The organism is Corallococcus sp. CA053C (genome assembly GCF_003611675.1).
GTDB lineage: Bacteria > Myxococcota > Myxococcia > Myxococcales > Myxococcaceae > Corallococcus.
The window spans coordinates 1-17,639 of sequence record NZ_RAWA01000195.1 but is presented as its reverse complement, the minus strand read 5'-3'; the positions used below and the strand labels follow the sequence as shown (position 1 = coordinate 17,639).

At 63.7% G+C, this 17,639-nt stretch carries 13 protein-coding genes and 2 pseudogenes; 12 read left to right on the top strand and 3 right to left on the bottom strand.

Annotated features, from left to right (window positions below; genetic code table 11):
- The 5 genes and pseudogenes from D7V97_RS44785 to D7V97_RS44245 form a co-directional block, all read left to right on the top strand.
- A pseudogene (locus D7V97_RS44785) lies at positions 1-308 on the top strand (hypothetical protein); the annotation flags it as partial.
- Positions 295-1,062, top strand: a complete 768-nt coding sequence (istB, locus tag D7V97_RS24175) for an IS21-like element helper ATPase IstB (RefSeq protein WP_120613002.1) — start codon at positions 295-297, stop codon at positions 1,060-1,062. The pseudogene D7V97_RS44785 and the gene istB, both read left to right, overlap by 14 nt.
- Positions 1,063-1,175: 113 nt before the next feature.
- Positions 1,176-2,279: pseudogene (locus D7V97_RS24170) on the top strand (transposase); the annotation flags it as partial.
- Complete coding sequence (locus D7V97_RS46040; protein WP_233583157.1) at positions 2,273-2,506, top strand: hypothetical protein; 234 nt, start codon at positions 2,273-2,275, stop codon at positions 2,504-2,506. The pseudogene D7V97_RS24170 and the gene D7V97_RS46040, both read left to right, overlap by 7 nt.
- A gap of 287 nt (positions 2,507-2,793) precedes the next feature.
- Positions 2,794-4,068 carry a hypothetical protein gene (locus tag D7V97_RS44245; RefSeq protein ID WP_147444960.1) on the top strand — a complete coding sequence of 425 codons (1,275 nt, stop codon included), beginning with the start codon at positions 2,794-2,796 and terminating at the stop codon, positions 4,066-4,068.
- A gap of 90 nt (positions 4,069-4,158) precedes the next feature.
- Here the strand turns inward: D7V97_RS44245 and D7V97_RS45415 are convergent, their stop codons facing one another.
- A complete protein-coding gene (locus D7V97_RS45415; RefSeq protein WP_199728917.1) occupies positions 4,159-4,683 on the bottom strand; it encodes a hypothetical protein in 525 nt (174 codons plus the stop codon).
- A 611-nt stretch (positions 4,684-5,294) separates the two neighbouring features.
- Between D7V97_RS45415 and D7V97_RS24160 the strand changes: the two genes are divergently transcribed.
- From D7V97_RS24160 to D7V97_RS24135, 5 genes are all read left to right on the top strand, one after another.
- Positions 5,295-5,588 carry a hypothetical protein gene (locus D7V97_RS24160; RefSeq protein ID WP_147444958.1) on the top strand — a complete coding sequence of 98 codons (294 nt, stop codon included), beginning with the start codon at positions 5,295-5,297 and terminating at the stop codon, positions 5,586-5,588.
- A gap of 221 nt (positions 5,589-5,809) precedes the next feature.
- Positions 5,810-6,091 (top strand): terminase, encoded by a 282-nt coding sequence (locus D7V97_RS45410; protein ID WP_233583155.1) that lies wholly within the window; start codon positions 5,810-5,812, stop codon positions 6,089-6,091.
- 130 nt (positions 6,092-6,221) lie between these two features.
- Positions 6,222-7,670, top strand: a complete 1,449-nt coding sequence (locus D7V97_RS24145; protein ID WP_158623446.1) for a protein kinase — start codon at positions 6,222-6,224, stop codon at positions 7,668-7,670.
- 271 nt (positions 7,671-7,941) lie between these two features.
- Positions 7,942-9,369 (top strand): hypothetical protein, encoded by a 1,428-nt coding sequence (locus D7V97_RS44240; RefSeq protein WP_147444956.1) that lies wholly within the window; start codon positions 7,942-7,944, stop codon positions 9,367-9,369.
- 216 nt (positions 9,370-9,585) lie between these two features.
- Positions 9,586-10,391 (top strand): IS5 family transposase gene (locus tag D7V97_RS24135; RefSeq protein ID WP_120613003.1). Its coding sequence is split into 2 segments (ribosomal slippage): positions 9,586-9,931 and positions 9,931-10,391, totalling 807 coding nucleotides; the frame shifts between segments, so codons are not numbered across the junction.
- Here the strand turns inward: D7V97_RS24135 and D7V97_RS24130 are convergent.
- Positions 10,388-10,696 carry a hypothetical protein gene (locus D7V97_RS24130; RefSeq protein WP_233583153.1) on the bottom strand — a complete coding sequence of 103 codons (309 nt, stop codon included), beginning with the start codon at positions 10,694-10,696 and terminating at the stop codon, positions 10,388-10,390. The genes D7V97_RS24135 and D7V97_RS24130 overlap by 4 nt on opposite strands.
- Before the next feature lie 401 nt (positions 10,697-11,097).
- A complete protein-coding gene (locus D7V97_RS24125; RefSeq protein WP_147444955.1) occupies positions 11,098-13,458 on the bottom strand; it encodes a hypothetical protein in 2,361 nt (786 codons plus the stop codon).
- A gap of 1,397 nt (positions 13,459-14,855) precedes the next feature.
- Here D7V97_RS24125 and D7V97_RS24115 point away from each other — a divergent pair.
- Positions 14,856-16,802 carry a sigma 54-interacting transcriptional regulator gene (locus tag D7V97_RS24115; protein ID WP_120612995.1) on the top strand — a complete coding sequence of 649 codons (1,947 nt, stop codon included), beginning with the start codon at positions 14,856-14,858 and terminating at the stop codon, positions 16,800-16,802.
- Between the two features lie 396 nt (positions 16,803-17,198).
- Positions 17,199-17,537: a hypothetical protein gene (locus D7V97_RS24110; RefSeq protein ID WP_120612994.1), complete on the top strand. Its 339-nt coding sequence runs from the start codon at positions 17,199-17,201 to the stop codon at positions 17,535-17,537.
- Positions 17,538-17,639 lie beyond the last annotated feature (102 nt).

Here is a 17,639-nt window from a genome sequence, read left to right as displayed (position 1 = left end):
TGCGTGCCGTCTTCGACTCCGACGACGTGCTCTCGCAGCTGCGCGCGGTGCAGGCCATCGTCACCCACCTGGAAGGCTTCCCGCCCGAGCGCGCCCAGGCCGCCGCCCGCAGGGCCCACTACTACGGCGCGTACACCTACCGGGCCATCAAGAATCTGCTGCGCCAGGGCCTGGACTTGCAGCCGCTGCCCCTGGCGCTCGCGGCCCCGGCGACGGCCTCGCTTCCTCAGCCGCGCTTCGCACGCAGCGTGGCCGAGCTGCTGCACCACCCCGCCGTGCCCCAGGAGTCTGAAATTGAGTCCCACTGACGCGCTCGTCCCCCTGCTCAAGAAGCTGCGCCTGTCCGGTGTCCTCCAGTCCCTGCAACTGCGCACCCAGCAGGCGGTGGACGACAACCTCTCCCATTCCGAGTTTCTCTACCGGCTGCTGGGCGACGAGGCGGAGCGACGCGACTCCAAGCAGCTGTCCCAGCGCGTGCGCCGCGCCTCCTTCGAGCACGCCAGGACGCTCGAGGACTTCGACTTCCACTTCAACCCCAGCGTCCCCAAGGCCAAGGTGCTGGAGCTGGGCACGTGCGGCTTCCTGGAGCGCCACGACAACGTCCTCATCGTCGGCCCCACGGGCGTCGGCAAGTCCCACCTGGCCCAGGCCCTCGGCCACCGCGCCTGCCGCGCCGGCTACAGCGCCCTCTACCTCGGCGCCCACGAGCTTCTCCAGCAGCTGCGCGCCGCCCGGGGCGACGGCACCTACGAGAAGCGCCTTTTGCGCTTCACCTCGCCCGAGCTGCTCATCATCGACGACCTCGGCCTGCGTGGCCTCACGCAGGATGAGCCCGCGGACCTCTACGAAGTCGTCCGCCAACGGTACGAGCGCAAGAGCACCGTCATCACCTCCAACCGCGCCATTGAAGAGTGGCCACCCCTCTTCGGCGACCCGCTGATGGCCAGCGCCGCCATGGACCGGCTCCTCCACCACTCCCACGTCCTTGTCATCGAAGGCGACAGCTTCCGCAACCCGCCCCCGACCCGGCGCCGGAAGTCCTCCTCCGCAGAGGCTCGGTAGTCACCGGAAACGATCCGCTTGGCCGACCCCTTCTCGCCAACGCCGCGAACTCGAACAGCGGCTGCCTGACGAACTCGTCACCCCGATCCGCTTGGCCGACCCGACTGCGGTCCATGACCCCGGCCATTGACACGGGGGCCGAGGCTGGAGCCAGGCTGCTCAAGCCCCTGTCGATGCCCACCAGTCCAGACACCCTCCTGCGGCTGATTCGCCACACTCCGCTGCCTCCTCCCAGCTCGGCTCGCGTCCTGGGCCTCGACGACTGGGCGCTGCGCAAGGGCCGCACCTACGGCTCCATCCTCGTCGACCTGGAAGCGCACTGCGTCCGCGATGTGTTGCCAGACCGCTCGACGCCTACGGTGAGCGCCTGGCTGCGCCAGCACCCTGGCGTGGAAGTCATCGCCAGAGACCGGTCGACAGAGTACGCACGCGCGGCCGTGCTGGGCGCTCCAGAGGCCCAGCAGGTGGCGGACCGCTGGCACTTGCTGCTGAATGGGCGGCAGATGATGGAACGATGGATGACCGGCGCTCACCCCCGACTTCGGGCACTCCCAGCCGTGTCGAGCGGAGGCGCCACCCCTGCACGCCGTCACACCAGCTTCTCGCGAACTCACGCCGAAGCTCGCGCCCGAGAGGGGAGCCGCTCCCAGCGTGTCGCTGCATACGAAGCCGTCCGGCGTCGTCACCTGGCGGGGGAACCTCTGCTGAGAATCAGTCGCACGCTGGGGCTGGCGCGAGGAACGGTGCGCAAATATGCCGCCGCGGAAGCTTTCCCCGAGCGCGCGGCGCGCGTGCCTGGCCCCAGCATCCTCGACCCGTATCTGGAGTACCTGACGCAGCGACAGGCCGCGGGGTGTGAGAACGCGTGTGCCCTCTGGCGGGAGATTCGCGCCCAGGGCTTTCGTGGCACCCAAAGCCAGGTCCACCGTTGGCTCCAGATGCGGCGGACTGTTCCACCTCGCTCAGGGGCGCGCAGCTACCCCGGCGGCAATTGGTGGGCGAAGGGCACGCGCCCCGACGCGCTCGCCTCGCCGAAGCAACTGGCATGGCTGTGCGTGAAGAGGCCCTGCGAGCTGACCTCCACGGAGACCGCGACGTTGGAGCGCATTGAGCAGGACGAGGAAGCTGCGCGTGTCGTCGCATTGACTCGGCGCTTCTGTGAGGTCGCGCGCTCGCGAGGCGTTTCACAGGGAGCACGGCCAACGAGGTTCTGCAGGCCCTTCGAAGCGTGGCTGGGCGAGGCTCGCGCGTGCGGTGTGCGCGCGTGGAGACCTTTGCGGAGGGACTCGAACAGGACGGCAATGCCGTCCGGGCCGCGCCGACCTCTCTCTGGAGTAACGCCCAGGCCGAGGGCCAAATCACGAAGCTCAAGCTTCTCAAGCGTCAGATGTATGGCCGCGCCAGCTTCGACCTGCTGCGTCGTCGCGTGCTGCTCACCGTCTGAACCTCCGGCCCACACGAAGTGCGGGAGAGCCACGGAACTGGGCTACTCCCAGTAACAGACTGGCCCGTTTCACCTTGCACTCAAACCCCGCCATCCGCGACCATATCTACTAGGCATCCCCTAGCAGGAGCACGCAGAACCGGCGGCTCGACACCCAAAATATGAACAGTGATTTGGCACCATTCGCTGAGCGGCAGTTCAAGTTCCTCTCGGGCCTCTCAGGGCGAGCATACATTCGGCACGTCCGCCGATGGTTACGGACCCTATCAACCGACCCCAGAATTCGCATGCTGCTTAGCGACATGGAAGCAGAGGCAACGCAACTTGTGCATCGGCATTGGGAGCATGACACCGCCTGCATCAAGAGCCTATGCTCGATTCGAGACGAGTTCCTAGCGCAGGAGCCGGCCTCGGACGACACCCTAACGGTTAAGCCAGCGATAGACAGTGACGATACTGGCTACAGGTACACCTTCGCACACTTCAATGAGATCGCAACGGAACAGCCTCGCCCGGTTGATCCCGTTGACACGAGAGACAACTCACGCACAGGGGAACTACTCCCTATCCTCGTGGGAAAGCTTGAGAGCGCCATGCGTCTTCATGAAGACATCCAGGGGAACACTGCCGGCATCAAGCAAAACCAAAGGCCCGAACTCACTCCGCTCTACCTGCGGCTGATGACGTTGCACGACCGCCATCTTCATACGCATCGACTATTCCTGGACGAGAAGCTCACCGACCCAGGCATGTTCCTCCTCCGCTTAAAGCAAACGCTCTCAGCACTAAATCCAGAACCAAATGAAATCAAAACACCAAACGATCTCGCCGCGCGCTGGGATGATCATCAAATCAGCCTTGCCAATAATCTCGAGGCGCTCCGCGAGAAGCTCTACTCGCCCACAGGCGGGTCCGACATTTCCCAGTGGATGCGCAGGCAATTGGGTGGAAGCATCCCACAGGACTCAGTGGAGCAACTTGTATCAACGCTTCACCCAGTCGCGTCCTTCGTTCATGAAGATCTTATCCGGCGGATTGGAACACGGCGAAGCCTCATCGCTCTGCTTCACCGATTCAAAGAGCGATGTGAATGGCATGATCGAGATCGCCTCAGAAAATTGGCGGAACAATCAAAACGCCCCGAGGACGTCCTCACCGCAGAACTCGCCCGATGGCTGTTTGATCAAGGTCTCTCTCCGCTAACCAGGCCATTGGCAGGAGGGCTCCAACCAGACTTGCTTGATCCATCAGTGCTCTATGTGGAAGCGAAGCGCTATCGCGATGGGAAGAAGGCCCGCCACCATATTATTCAGGGCACGCACGAACTGTACGATGCTGTGACTCGGATCAAAGGAACAAAATACGACATAACCGAGGCGTTCTACGTTGTTTTCCGAGAAGGGGGCCCTCGATTCAAGCTTCCCGAGGTCATAAGAGGTGATGGCTGGGTGACGTTGCCTATCGTAATCGACATCGCGCCACTAACTGAATCAGGCAGTCGCCAGAAGAACAAGCCAATTGAACTAGGCGAAGACGAGCTTGGCCCCACTCGAGAAGGCTAGCAAACTGCCAGTCTTCGCAGTGGGCCCAGCCCGCTGCGACCCAAACGGTGCGACACAACCAACTGCGAGCCGCACTTGGGAGCCCGCTTCTCACAACTGGGACTTCGCCAACTCGTTGGCACTAAGCCTGAAGCGCTCACACAGGGTTATCCGTTCACGCATCGCGACGATGTCTTCGCAAACCTCGTCTTGATGTTTACGCAACACAGGCGCCGGGATAGCGATGCGTCGACAATCATCGTTCAAGCCCACCGACCACAACTGAAGCTGCCCCCGGTCCTTCTCAATCTTTGCCAAGTCCGCACCTTTGGGGACAGCGGCCAGTGCTAGATAGGGCGTAAGAGGTACTGCCACGCCTCTGGCGGATAAGCCTAGTTCGGGTGAAGGCTGGAGCAGTGGGGCTGGGAACTGGAAGAAGCCAATCTCAGGGTAGAAAAGCCATCCACTCGGAAGATCACTCACCCCTAGGGTCATGACATGGGAGTTCGCGTGGCGTTCTTGAGCCATCTGATCAAGCCCCTGCTCCCCATGCGCGAAGAATTTCTCCAGGTGGCCGCCTTGTGGATCACGGAGTTGAAGGATGCGGGCGGTCTGCACCATCGGGAACAGCAGCAAGGATCTGTACATTCTCCACTGCGAGAGCTTGTTGGGGGTGAGTTTGTTCGTACGGAGTTTGTGTCGAAACTCAAGCAACGGACTCTCAATGAACCTGTTCAGCGAGGCCTCTGCCGCTGGTGAGTTGAGCCCCTCCTTGGCGAACAGCCTGGACGCCGGTTCTCGGCGTATTCTCCGGTCTGCGAAATCGAAGCACCAGAGGAAGGACCCATCGCGCCATGGTTCCGTTAGAGCATTGGTGACGTAGTGGTCGTTCGGCATGCCGAATCTGGAGGTGAGGTGAGCGGTCACAGACTGCCTGGGCGCCACAATACCCCTCGCATGCCCCTGGAGGACACCCTCACTGCGAAGTGAGGCAGCCAGCTTGGAGCAGTGCCCCAGCCCTCGCGCCTTGACCTTCAGCCAAGCCTGCCGAAGGAAAGTGTACGTCGAGCAGATGCGGCGCCACGTCCACGCCTCGCTCCTCGTCCACCGTTCCGCGGGGCAGGGCAACATAGTCTGATGGTGGGAGGGGTCTCCGAGGACTCCAGCGGGTATGCGCGACACGACACTCTCGCCAACCTATACTCGGGCCCGCAGGACTATCCACCGGGGGCGCTATGAGCCATGTCGTGAACGTGACCGGAACAATCAAGGCGGGACCGCTAGAACAATCCTCCGGCGGTGACTTCAATGTTCTTGTCCGCCAGACAGAACTGACTGCCGCCATGGAAAAGGATGAGGCCGAGCTTATCGTAACCTTCGCATCAGGCGCGCCCTTCGCCAGCACTGCCGGCCCCACCTTCTACCGCTACTTCGTAGCGGAAGGTATGGAGTTCCAAATCAAAGTGATCGAGCAGGTAAACGGCGCAATCCGGCTCATCGTCACCCCCATCGAAGAGCATAACTCGGCAACGTTTCCCTGAGAAGTTCTTGTCGGCGCCCACATGAACGGACTCGCCAGCCCCGGTGAAGGGCCGATTCACGTGCCGCATGCTTCGCAGCTTCGAAGGAGTGCCCTTCGCGGAGCAGGAGGCCCACCTGCGGCGCCTCCTCTCCGTCCTGCCCGTGGCGCGCCTGTCCGTCGACAGGAGTGACATCGGCATGAACCTCGCGGAGAACCTCGCCCGCGACTTCCCCCCAGGTGGTGGCGGAGAACGTCACCAACGAGGCCAAGGAGCGCTGGGCCACCGACTTCAAGATTCTCCTCCAGCGCCGCGACGTTACCCTGCCGCGCCAGCGTGAGCTTGTCGGGCAGATTCACTCCATCAAGCGGCGCGTGCTGCCCTCGGGGAAGGTGTCCTTCGACGCCGAGCGCACCAACCGCGGGCACGCGGACAAGTCCTGGGCCGTCGCCCTGGCGTGCCAGCGCGAGCGAGGACCGGAGCGACGAGGTAGGGGGGAGATCGGCGTGCGCGTGATTGGGTAAGGGTCAATAGGCACCCTCCAAGAACAATACATGCGACCACAAATCTAGCGAGAAACCGTTCAGCCCTCAACCAAACAAGATATGATGTCCCGCCGAAAGGCAGCCCCAGACAATGCAAGCAAACCCTGGAATGAAACTTGGGCGATGGACTCTGCGAGGTCGCCTGGGCGGAGGCGGTAACGGGCGCGTATGGCTCGCCATCTCTGAGTCGGGTGAGGAGATCGCGATTAAGACTCTGGCCAAGAATGGCCCCAATGCGCTGAAGCGATTCCGAGACGAAGTTGCAATACTGAAGAGATGTTCCGACATCGAAGGGATTCTCCCAGTGCTTGACGAACGGATCCCTGAAACGCCTGGCAGTGAACTAGCGTGGTTCGGAATGCCACGTGCACAGGGGGCCGCCGACGTCCTCGCCGAAGCCACCATCTTCGAAAAAGCAAAGGCAATAGTCCAAATCGCCAAGACTGCCGCTGCACTCCACGCTCGCGATATCGGCCATCGGGACATCAAACCCGCCAATATTCTGTATCGCAATGACCGCTACTATTTGGCCGACTTTGGTCTCGTAACGTTTGCCGAGAAAGAGGACCTGACAGGCGCACAAGAAGATGTCGGCTCAAGATGGACGATGGCGCCTGAAATGAGGCGCTTCCCGAAGGATGCCGACCCACGTCCAGCGGACGTCTTCTCGCTCGCCAAAACTTTATGGATATTATTAACAAGGGAAGAAAAAGGCTTCGAAGGCCAATACAACCACATGTCAGACACCAGCCTTCGCAAGCACTTACCACGCATACACCTAACCGGCCTCGAATCCCTTCTGACGGACGCCACTGCGCACACCCCAGAGTTGCGCCCCACAATGAATGAGTTCGCGACGCGACTCAAAGACTGGATTACCGAGGCTTCCGACTATCGGCTCCACAATCCACTGGATTGGGATGATGCACAGCGTCGCCTATTTCCCATCTCCGTTCCAATCCGAGCATCATGGACAAGTCTCGAGGACATCACTTCTACACTTAGCTTTCTGGGCAGGATCTCAAGCCTCGGTCATCTAATGTTTCCGAAGTCAGGTGGTTTCGACCTAACAGGTGCCGACCGTGCCCGCGAAGATGGCTGCATCGAACTGTGGGTACAGGGATTCTTCGTCGTAGCCAAACCTGTAAGGCTCATGTTCGAATCCTTCGGGCACGAGCCACAATGGAACTACTTTCGACTAGAAATTGAGAAACTCACTCCTACCGGCCTTTACAATCTCGCAGAAGGCGCGACTCACGAAGACTTGATTGACGCCGGAGGGCAATACCACATCCCCGGAACCGCCCCGGACGATGAAGATCAGGAAAAGGAAGCGCCCATCAAGAAAAGAAAAAGGGTCTTCCGATTCTTCAATGACGGGGCATTTCTGGTATTTCAGAAAACGGCCATCTACAACAAGATACCAGCAACATACCGAGGAAAGCACAGCTCCATCTCTGCTGACGAATTCCGAAACATCGTCGAAGGAGCAGCGACAACAATGTCCAAACTAGGTATTCGTCGCCATATCCAAACAGCCAAGAACTCACAGCCATAACCTCCCAGCCGACGCTCCATGCAGTTTCCCCCACCTAAACCGCCCCGAGAATGCTGAGTCGTCGGGCAGATTCACTCCATCAAGCGCCGGGTACTCCCCTCGGGGAAGGTGTCCTTCGACGCGGAGCGCACCAACCGCGGGCACGCCGACAAGTTCTGGGCCGTGGCGCTCGCGTGCCAGAAGGAGCGGACGAAGAGCAGCCCGCGCACCGGCGATATCGGCGTACGGGTGCTAGGATGATGGTTCCCAGCGACTTGGAGCAGGTGCCGTTATGGTATCGATGCCGACGTGTCTTTTCACCGGAGTTGAACTCCCCCAGACGACGCGGGAGGAACATGCGCTCCCGCGCTCGCTTGGTGGGCGCATCCGTTCCCGTCGCATCACCAGCAACAGCTTCAATAACGCGACGTCCAACGGCTTCGACGATCTCCTCGCGGCACCGTACGCCAACGCGTTCAACTATCTCGCGCCGCTGCTCTCATCTGAGCATGAGCAAGGCGCGGTCGAAATCGCGGTAGCAGGGCACGGTCAGCATCGCCTCTATCCAGGTGGGGAAATCGGCATTCGCGGGATGATTGTTGAGCAACGAGACGCTGAAGGTCGCCCTTCCGCTGTCGTCCACCAGGACCCGGGCGCCTTGCTCCGTTTCGCAGCGAGCGCTGGCTGGCCACCAGGAAGTTGGACGCAGTCCAGTGAGATCGCTACGAAGGAGGTCGAGGGACGAAGAGGTGGCGTTCCTGTCCTGGCCCCTAAGATGGAGGTCGCAGCGCTGAAGTGTGCGCTCCTCGCCTTCGATGAGGTACTCGCCGACGCGGGTGCTCACCGCTTCACACGCTCGGGATGGCTGACATCGGCGACCGACGCGATACGCGACATCGTGTTGCACGGCGCTGCCCCTACGTCACTCCTCGAGCGGGTGTGTTGGGGACTGGCACCCGACGAGCTAGCGGGCATTCGTCGGCTGCGACGCGAGTTGGTCAAGGAGACAGAGACGCCGTTCGAACACATCGTGATCGCGTCTGGCGATCCACGAACAGGCGCAGTGGACCTTGCCTGGGTGCTCGCCAGCATCGACGTTTGGACCTTCCGACTCACCCGCATGTGGAACGGTCCCGCGTTCACCGCAGTGGCTGGCTGCGGCACGCTAAGCGGCACGCGCCGTTGGGAGCCTGTCTTGGTTGAGCAATGCAGATGGCAGCTTGGGCAGCGGACTCGCGCTCGATCCGTGCAGCAGGGCCTGACCGAGTCCGATGCGGAGGCCATCACATCGCAGATCGCAGCACACCGGCACAGCTCGTTCCGAACCGTTGTCGACGTTGTTGAACGGCGGTCCGACGACGTGGTGAAGAGCGGCATCTTGAACCTGTCCCGATTTTCCGAGGCCAACCCCGTTTTGTATCCAGGGTCGACAGCCATCGCGCACGGACTTGAGCGTCGTCTTCGTCGACTCTTCTTCGCTCAGTGTGAGGACCCGAAGAGCCTCCATTTCCTCACGACTACCATCTCGGCAGAGATCGCCAAGCTTCCACAAGCAGTGCAAGCGCAGGCAGTCTCTCGAGATGACGAGGTAGGTGCTGACGTTGCGTGGAATGATTGGCTCGGCTGCCACCGAAGCATTCTCGATGTGGTGGCGCCATGCTTCGGCCCTCCTGGCTACACCTACACCATCGCGGTGAAGGCGGAGCCGACTGTCGGGTAGCTGTCCCCACTCTGACTGAACCGGAACTGTCCACGGCGGGCAGCCCACGCATGGGCTGCCTGCCGTGGGCCGGGACGCGGCATCTGGCCATGCTGCTCCACCCCTCGCTCGATAACCCTGTAGACAGGGGCGCTGGCAGCACGAACATTTAAGAGCACCTAACGAAAGTCAGGTCTGGGCTGGTCGTTGGCAAGGGGCATCCTCAGCTTGAGGGGCATGGTCCGCGAACTCGTTCCCGATGCCTTCTGGCAGCGCGTGGCGCCGCTGCTGCCTCCGCCCCGGCCCAAGAAGAAGCCAGGCCGCCCCCGAGCCGACGACCGGGCAGCACTGGAGGCCATCGTCTTCGTGCTCAGGAGTGGCATCCCGTGGGAGATGCTGCCTCGCAAGCAGTTCGGCCTGTCGGGCATGACGGCCTGGCGCAGGTTGGAAGAGTGGACGCGGGCCGGCGTGTGGGAAGCCCTTCAGCAGCGGCTCCTGGACGAACTGGGCCTGCGCGGCAAGGTGGACTTCTCCCGCGCATCCATCGACTCCGCGTCCGTGCGGGCGTCAAAAAGGGGGCCCTCACGGGCCCAAACCCGACGGATAGAGCGAAGGCGGGTAGCAAGCATCATCTTCTCGTAGAGGCTCACGGCCTGCCGCTCACCGAGTCGGTGACAGCCGCCAACGTCCATGACACCCATGAACTCTTCCCCCTGGTCGACTCCGTGCCCGCGGTGAGGATGCCTTCGGGGCAGCGACGACGGCGGCCTGGGAAACTTCACGGCGACAAGGCCTACGCCTCCAGGAAGAACCGGCGTGGACTTCGCCTGCGTGGCATCGCTCCGCGCATCGCTCGCCCTGGCGTCGAGTCCAAGGAACGGCTCGGACGTTACCGATGGGTCGTGGAGCGCACGCTGGCCTGGAAGAACCAGCTCCGCAGGCTTCGGGTCCGCGACGAGCGCAGGGACGATGTCCACTTCGGCTTCCTCGTCCTCGGCTGCTGCGTCATGCTCTTGCGTCGCCTCTACCCTGACATTTGTTAGAGGCTGTAAGGGCTCAGCGCCCTGCTGCCGTCCGCGCCTTGACCTTCAGCCAGGCCTCCCGGCGGAAGGGGGTACGTCGAGCAGATGCGGCGCCACGTCCACACCTCGCTCCGCATCCACCAGTCCGCGGGCGGCTGGAGGCCGACGTCCCGCAGGTTGCCGAGGCCACGGAAGCCGACACCGTCGAGTCGGAAGGCGGCATTAGACTCCAGCACCAGCACCTTGTCCGTCTCCGGGTGGAAGTCCACGACCAGGAAGGTGTGCCCCGAGCCCCACTGGCTGCGCCCCCCTGGATGAGCGTCCACGGGTGGCGCGGCACATCCGCCGACGGTGCTGGCAGGGCCATTCCGGACTCGACGGTATGTAGCCGTCACGGAGGAAGGGAGATCGTATCTGATCGCCGTACCCCGTCCGAGAAGCGGAGAAGCAGCGGCCTGCCGAGCGTGGGGAGCCCGCCAGACGGACACCGCGACAGCGTTGGCCGCGCCCAGCTCCCACTCCGAGTGGAACGCGGCTGCTTGGCGGGTTGCTCCACCCCGGGGCAGGGCGAGCTGTTCCATCGCTCCACCCAGTGTGCCCAGTTCCCGCGCCAGGCTTGCCCGTCGCCTCCACCTGCTTCGCTCATCGCCGCTACCAGGCCCACACCGTGCGCACTAGCCGCCGCTCCATCCGCGCCAGCAACCGCCTGCGGCGTCTGCTGAGAGCGTCACGAGCGTCGTCTCCAGGTCCGGGGTGACGTCAGGCGGCTGAGGGCTTCGCGCGCACGCTCTTTCCGTTCGACTTCATGTGGGCAGGTGGGTTGAGCAAATGCCGTACAGCACGAGCACATATGGCAGATTAGCCGGCCGCATGCGCAAGTCTCGTTGCGGCCAAAGGTCAGCGGCCAGTGGCCGCAGTCCACCATCCGCTTCTCCAGCTGGCCTCCGCAGTGCGCGAGCAACGTCCGCCGCTGGCCATCGCCATACGTGCCCGTCAGCACACCATTCGGGTGGAACGTGAACCGCTCGATGCGCTGGAACTCCGCGGCCGACAGGTGCTGATCCAGCACTCCCAGGGCATCGAGCAGATAGTCTAGGGTGTGAGCGGGATCGGCAATGCCGATGCCTGCGGCCAGCGGCGCACCGCCGGTTCGAGTCGACAGGTATGGCTCCTCGGTCACCTCTCCGTCCTGCTCGTCCTCGTCGACCGCCTCATGCAGCTCCTCGAACGGTTCGTCTGTCGCGGCAGAAGGCTCTCGGCATGACGTGAACAGCGCCTTCAAACGACCTGCATCCGACGGGCGTCCCGACCGGCGCCATCGCAACCACGCATGCAGGGTGAAAAGGTAGAGCCAGGGCAGGCGTGGAACGGACGACGGAACGGCATCGCCGGTCTGCGTCTTGCGCCAGGCTTCCCCGAGATCGCGCAGGAAGGCACGCTGCTGATCATCGAGTTGCGCAAAGCCCGGCGACTCCACGTTCCAGATGGACCAAAGCAGTGGCGGCAGCTCCCGATGCCACCGGCGCGCGAGCACCGACACGCCGTCGCCTGCAGCGGCCCGCAGCGCTATCAGCGCGTCATTGCGCTTGCGGTAGTGCGCGTCGGGATAGTCCCACGCCCAGGCAGGCATTTCCTTCAGGGTGGTGCGCGCGGGCGTGTGCGCGTCGAAGACGTCGCGGAAGCTCCGCAGCAACTGATCCACCTCCGCCGCGTGCGTCACCCCCAGCACCACCATGTACTCAACCCCGGAGACCGACAGCGTTCCGTGGTCGTCGCACCGCGTGTATGGGCTGCTGACGCCACAGAGGGTCACCTTCCGTCCCGCGGCGTCCGCCTTGAACGTCTTCACTTTCCAGCGGCCGCTGCGCATGCCGCCGTTCACGGTACGCCTACAGTTCTTCACGTCGACGCCGTGGCGCCCGTCGACCTGCAGGTCCATCGCTACCCACTCTTGCAGTGACGGCTGGAGCTGCTCGATGGAGACATCACGCACCCCGAGTCCCAGCGACTGCAGATAGCGCGACGCCCACTTCTCGGCGGCGCGCGCCGTGAGCATCTGCGCGCGGACCGGCAGCTCCGTGTTCTCGCCGAGCGCTCGTGATGGCACCCACTTTTCAGCCAGCTCACGGTCCTGCGCATCGAGGTCCTTCAACAACGCGTCCGCCCGGATCGCCGCCTGTTCGCGGCTCCATCTGGCCACCGACTCCAGGGTTTGCAGGGCAGCGGCGATGTCTGGATACCACCGCCGCAGCAGTGCGCGGACGACGGACGACGGTGCAACGGCAAGCGGCGTCCAATCGTCCATGGCCGCGTCGGGCGCGTTCTTTCGGCTCGCCGGTGCGGCGGCCAGTTCGCCCACCGCGTTGGCGATCCGTTCCCACCAGGTCGCGCGGTCGCCGACACCCAAGTCGATGCCACGGCGCGCCCACTGGAGCCTCTCTTCGGGTTCGCCGCTCGGGCCGGTGCTCTGGGCGAGTTCGACCAGCGTCGCGCACCGGGCGGGCAGCTGCCGCCACAACGTCTCCAGCCAGGCCGCCTTCACCAACAGCCGGCGCTTCGCGTTCCAATCCACGAGCAGGGAGAGCGCCGCTTCGGGATCGTGCCGCAGCGCCTCGAGGAAGACGTCGCCACGCGCCGCAGAAGGCGCCAGGTGCAGAATCGGCCGCAGCGCCGGCTCGTGCCAGATGCTGCCCGGCACCAGGGACACGATGGGGTCGAGGAGGTCCATGTCGCCCGGCCGCTCGTCGAGCAGAACAAAGAGCAGCGGCAGCGCAACGGGCAAGGAGGGCACCAGCGTTCGCAGACGCTCGACGTCGAGCCTTCGACTCCCTCCCCGTAACACCCGGTCCCATAGGAGCGAGGCTGCGCGCGCATCTCGGAGGTCGAGCGGTCGAGCGCGAACGGCCGAGCGCTTTCCGTCGCCCTTCTCGATGACGCCCAGAAGAAGCAGCGCCTGGGGACGTCGTTCCTGCGCCGCGCCCAGGGCGGCCAGCCGGGTTGCGTTGAGGAAGATGTCGTCGCGAGATTCGCCGGTGAGCGGCTGCGCGAAGCCGAACCCTCTGGGCAGCACCTCCTTCAGAACGCCCACCACGTCCTGCGCCGTGGGATGGCGGCGGCTTCCGGCGGCTTCCGGTCGAGGCGGACGGCCCGGATCGGCGCTTCGACGTCTCTCCATGAGTGCTTGTGCCAGCGAAGGTGAAAGAAGGACAATGCTCCGTTTCCTCGGACTCTGCCGGGCGACGACGGTCGGGGGCAACCCCACATCGCTGCCACGGGAGCCGGCAGAGATTCTTGGTTCAGGCCGTCGGGGAGACGTTCAGGCGCAGGGCATACCAGCCCCTTCCCGGGGGCTCCCCAGGCAGCTCTCCCCGCGTCTCCCGCGCGGTCGGTCAAGCCCCAAGGACGGCTGCGGCGGCGACTGCGCCCGCATGGGCTGCGAGTGCGACGATAGGCCCCTCCAGGTTGCCGAGCACCTCCGCCGCCGCCCGACGGTCGCTGATGACCGTCCGCACGCGCGACGCGGTCCCACGCGCCATGCGCCTCGGAGAAGGCCTTCACCAGCAGGCCATCGACGAAAGTGCAGCAGTTGTTCAGCCGGGGCGGCGCGAGTTGGACACGAACGCCCGGCAGCGCCCATGGATAGTACGCCCTGCTCCCGTCATACCTGTAGTCGAGGAACGCCCCCAGGAGCGCGATGAGACGCTCCTCCAAGACGGCCAGCGGCTCGCTCTCGAACGACAGCCGGGCCATGCCAGGCGCGCGCTCCTGGGAGACGAGCGTCGCGTAGCGCTGGGTGCGCCAGCGCGTGCACACCCAGGTGGAACGAGCGCCCCATCTGCGGAACCACCAACCGGGCGTAATCCGTGTCGAGCGAAGGGTAGCGGGCCTTCTCCTCGATCACGAGATAATCACCCGCCTCGACGTAGCCTCACGCTGCGTGCTCGTGTCCGGTAGTGCGAAGCCACGCAGGCGCGCGGGCAGCCTCGCGACACGGTAGGTGTCCATGGTGTCTCCTCCGCGTTGAAGGGGGCGTCAACGTTCTCTCCATGGACGGCGCGACCGACCCGCCCCTGCCATGAGGACGAGCGTCATGCGACCAATGAGCTTCACCTTGCTGGGTTAAGGGAAAGGCCGGCTTGAGCGAAGTAAGCGCGCAGGGTTGCGGGGCGACTCTCGACTCACCGAAACTCCCTGCGGGCCTGTCAATGCAATCATTCGACGCATCCAGGTAGAGCGCTGAGCAACGCCGTCTTGACGCTCGCGCTTCACTGCTCCTCGGGATTGAGTTCCGGGGAGCAAGAGGGCAGGAAGTACGCGCAGTCGCGGAGCGGCCGCCCTGGAGAAGCGTTGGACAACTACTCCCGGAGGCATCTCTGGAGAGCGCTCTAGTGGAAGCCGAGCATTTTCTAGACGATGACGCGCCCGCCAAGTGCCTGGAATCACTGGGCTCTGCCACTTGGCACAATTCGCGCTAAAGGCCAGTCCGTGAACATTCGAGTCCTACCCGAAGAGGTGCTCCTGGCGCGTCTGCCCGTCTATCAGTACCGCGCGTGGTCGCGGGCCTGGGCCCAGGCATGCCACGAGCTCTTCCATACTCCCGCCCCGCCAGAGGCGCTCTCCACCCTCGCGCTCCTGACGGGAACGCCGCGCGACGCCGTGGAGCGAGCACACGCCTCGGCTCGCGGACTGGAGGAGCTGTTGAACGAGCTGGCACCAGACTGGGAGCGCCGGGCCCGGGATGGAGATGACCGATGCCGCATCAGCCGGCTTCCGGGGGGTGGCGTCGGGGTCGAGATTCCCGTGGATGAGGAGGGACTGCGCCAGTGGCTGCTGCGCTACAAGCAGAGGGAATCCGCCCTCGACCGCTTCATCACCAAGGACGTTCGGTTACTGTGTCAGCTCCAGGTCGCCATCGACCATGCCCGGAGTCATGATTCCGTTCTCATCACAGGCGAGACGGGAACGGGCAAGGGGGCGCTCGCGGAGGCCATCCATGTGATGAGTGGCCGGGAAGGCTTCAGCCCAATCAATTGCACTGCCATCACCGCCAGCCTGCTTGAGAGTGAGCTGTTCGGCCATAAGAAGGGGGCTTTCACGGGAGCCGCCAAGGACAACGAAGGGCTGATCGCCGCAGCCGAGAATGGAACCCTGTTTCTGGATGAAGTGGGGGACCTCGCCACCGAGGCCCAGCCGAAGTTGCTGCGCGTGCTGCGCGAGCGCGAGTACCGGCGCGTGGGCGAAACAGAGGTCCTGCGCACTCAGGCCCGATTCGTCGCCGCGACGAACGCGAATCTGTTCGAGTCCGTTGCCAATGGCCGCTTCCGGGAGGACCTGCTCCAACGTTTGAGTGCCTGTCACATCGAGCTTCCCCCGCTTCGCGAGCGTCAGGACGACATCTTCCTCATCGCCGAGCAGGTTCTGAGAACCGCGCACCATTCGGGGCACCTGACGGAGCCCGTGCGCACCTTGATGAGCCGGTATGAATGGCACGGCAACGTGGCCGAACTGTCCGATGCCATGCGCTACGCCGCCGTTGCCTCTCGGGGAGCCCCCATCCGAATCTCCCACCTGCCGGATGGTCTGGTGGAGGAGGCTTACCCTCCGACGGGAACCGCCTCGCAGATTCTCCTGACGGCGCAGGTGCTCGACAGCAGCGACGCCTCGAAGGACTACGACACCCTTCCGGAATCCCTCGATGCCGTGCTCGAGGAGCACCTCAAAGAGCCTCCGCCCGTCGCCAACAACGAGGAGGTAGACGAGTTGGTGATGGCTTTCGTCCAATTGGCCTTTATGTGGCCGGGCAATCCCGTTCCCCTGACGCAGGCGGCGCTGGAGAAGGCGCTCGCCCAATTGCGCACGGTTAGCCTGCTCTCCGAGCTGCGTCAGCAGCTCTCCACGAGCCATTTCCCGAACGCCATCATCTCAACCCTGAATGCCCGGCTCGGAGCCGAATTGGAGGACGTCAAGGGCCCGCCGCTGCTGGGCCTGGCCATCCAGGTTCTCATGCAGTTGCTCGGTTCGGAGGATCCCAACGACCGCTCGAGTCTGCTCAAGTGGGCACTGAAGTTCCAGAAGGTCGTCCCGATGATCGTTCACTTGGCCCAAGCTCTCCGGCAGCACACGGAGGAACCCGAGCCCACGACGGTCACGGCGCTCTCAGTACCGCCGACGCAGCCCGCGCCCTTTGCCCGGGTTCCAGGCACGAAGGATTGGTTGGACTCGCGCAACCTCCCCGTCGTCGAGCAGGCCGTGCGCGCGGCCGGAGGGGTGAAGAACAGGGCGGGCAAGCTTCTTAAGATTAACTCGGCGAGCTATGTGGCCAGAGTCATTCATGCGCACCACCTGGAGACGTTGTGCGAGGAATTGGTTCAGGCGAGTCGGGCTGAGCGAAGCAACCGCACGCAGCCGAGCAGAGCACCTCGGAAGGAGTAGCAGGTGACACCGGGGTTTCAACACAACGATGCAGTGAAAGGAGAAGAGCGAGATGAAGCGAAACAATAGTCAACTGCGCCCTCAGGAGGGGTACGGCTTGGTGCCCAGGCAGCACGAAGGGGCCGCGCGGGGTGGTGGTTTCGGAGGAACGGTAGGGGCCGTCATCGGCGCCGCGCTAGGGGGGCCCATCGGAGCGGCCGTCTTCGCGGCCGTGGGGGCGGCCCTTGGTGCCCATGCCGGGGCTGAGTCCGACCAGCGCCGAAGGTAGATGGGCGCTGTTTCGGCTCGTCCGACAACTGCTTCCAATAATTGCCTGTATGTGTTCTCGGGAAATCCCGGGACAGATGGGAAAGTGCGTGCCTAGGTCAAGGGCCTAGGCACGTAAAGGAGACACGCATGTTCGTGAACAAGGTTGTGACGGCTGTTGGCGCCCGCGAGGCCACGCCGCTCCTGAAAAACATGCTCAATGGGTACATGAGCCAGTGGGAGCGTATCTACATTGGGGCAACAGCCCACCCGAAGATGCGCTACGAGCAGCATAGGCTCGATGGGTGGCGGAGGATGGTAGTTATCTACGAGGCGTTCTTGCCAGAAATTGCCCGGGGCATGGAGCAGGCGCTGATCGCACATGCGCGGGAGTCCAATTTCCGCACTCTGGTCGTGAACACGACTCCCGGTGGGGAGGGGCTTAGCACCGCAAGACGCTCGAACTTTCTGTACGTCCTGTGTGGCTGATTTACGACTCGGCTGATTGGGTCGGGCTCCAGGGGGAGCCGAGAATATTGAGCACTGCTTGGGGCCGGGCGCGGTAGTAGCCGAGCCCCGAGCCCCGAGCCC

What these genes read in the sequence shown, in the direction of transcription:
- D7V97_RS24110 (WP_120612994.1), top strand. Translation starts at nt 17,199, where the DNA reads ATGTTCGTGAACAAGGTTGTGACGGCTGTTGGCGCCCGCGAGGCCACG.
- D7V97_RS44245 (WP_147444960.1), top strand. Translation starts at nt 2,794, where the DNA reads ATGCTGCTTAGCGACATGGAAGCAGAGGCAACGCAACTTGTGCATCGG.
- D7V97_RS44240 (WP_147444956.1), top strand. Translation starts at nt 7,942, where the DNA reads ATGGTATCGATGCCGACGTGTCTTTTCACCGGAGTTGAACTCCCCCAG.
- D7V97_RS24145 (WP_158623446.1), top strand. Translation starts at nt 6,222, where the DNA reads ATGAAACTTGGGCGATGGACTCTGCGAGGTCGCCTGGGCGGAGGCGGT.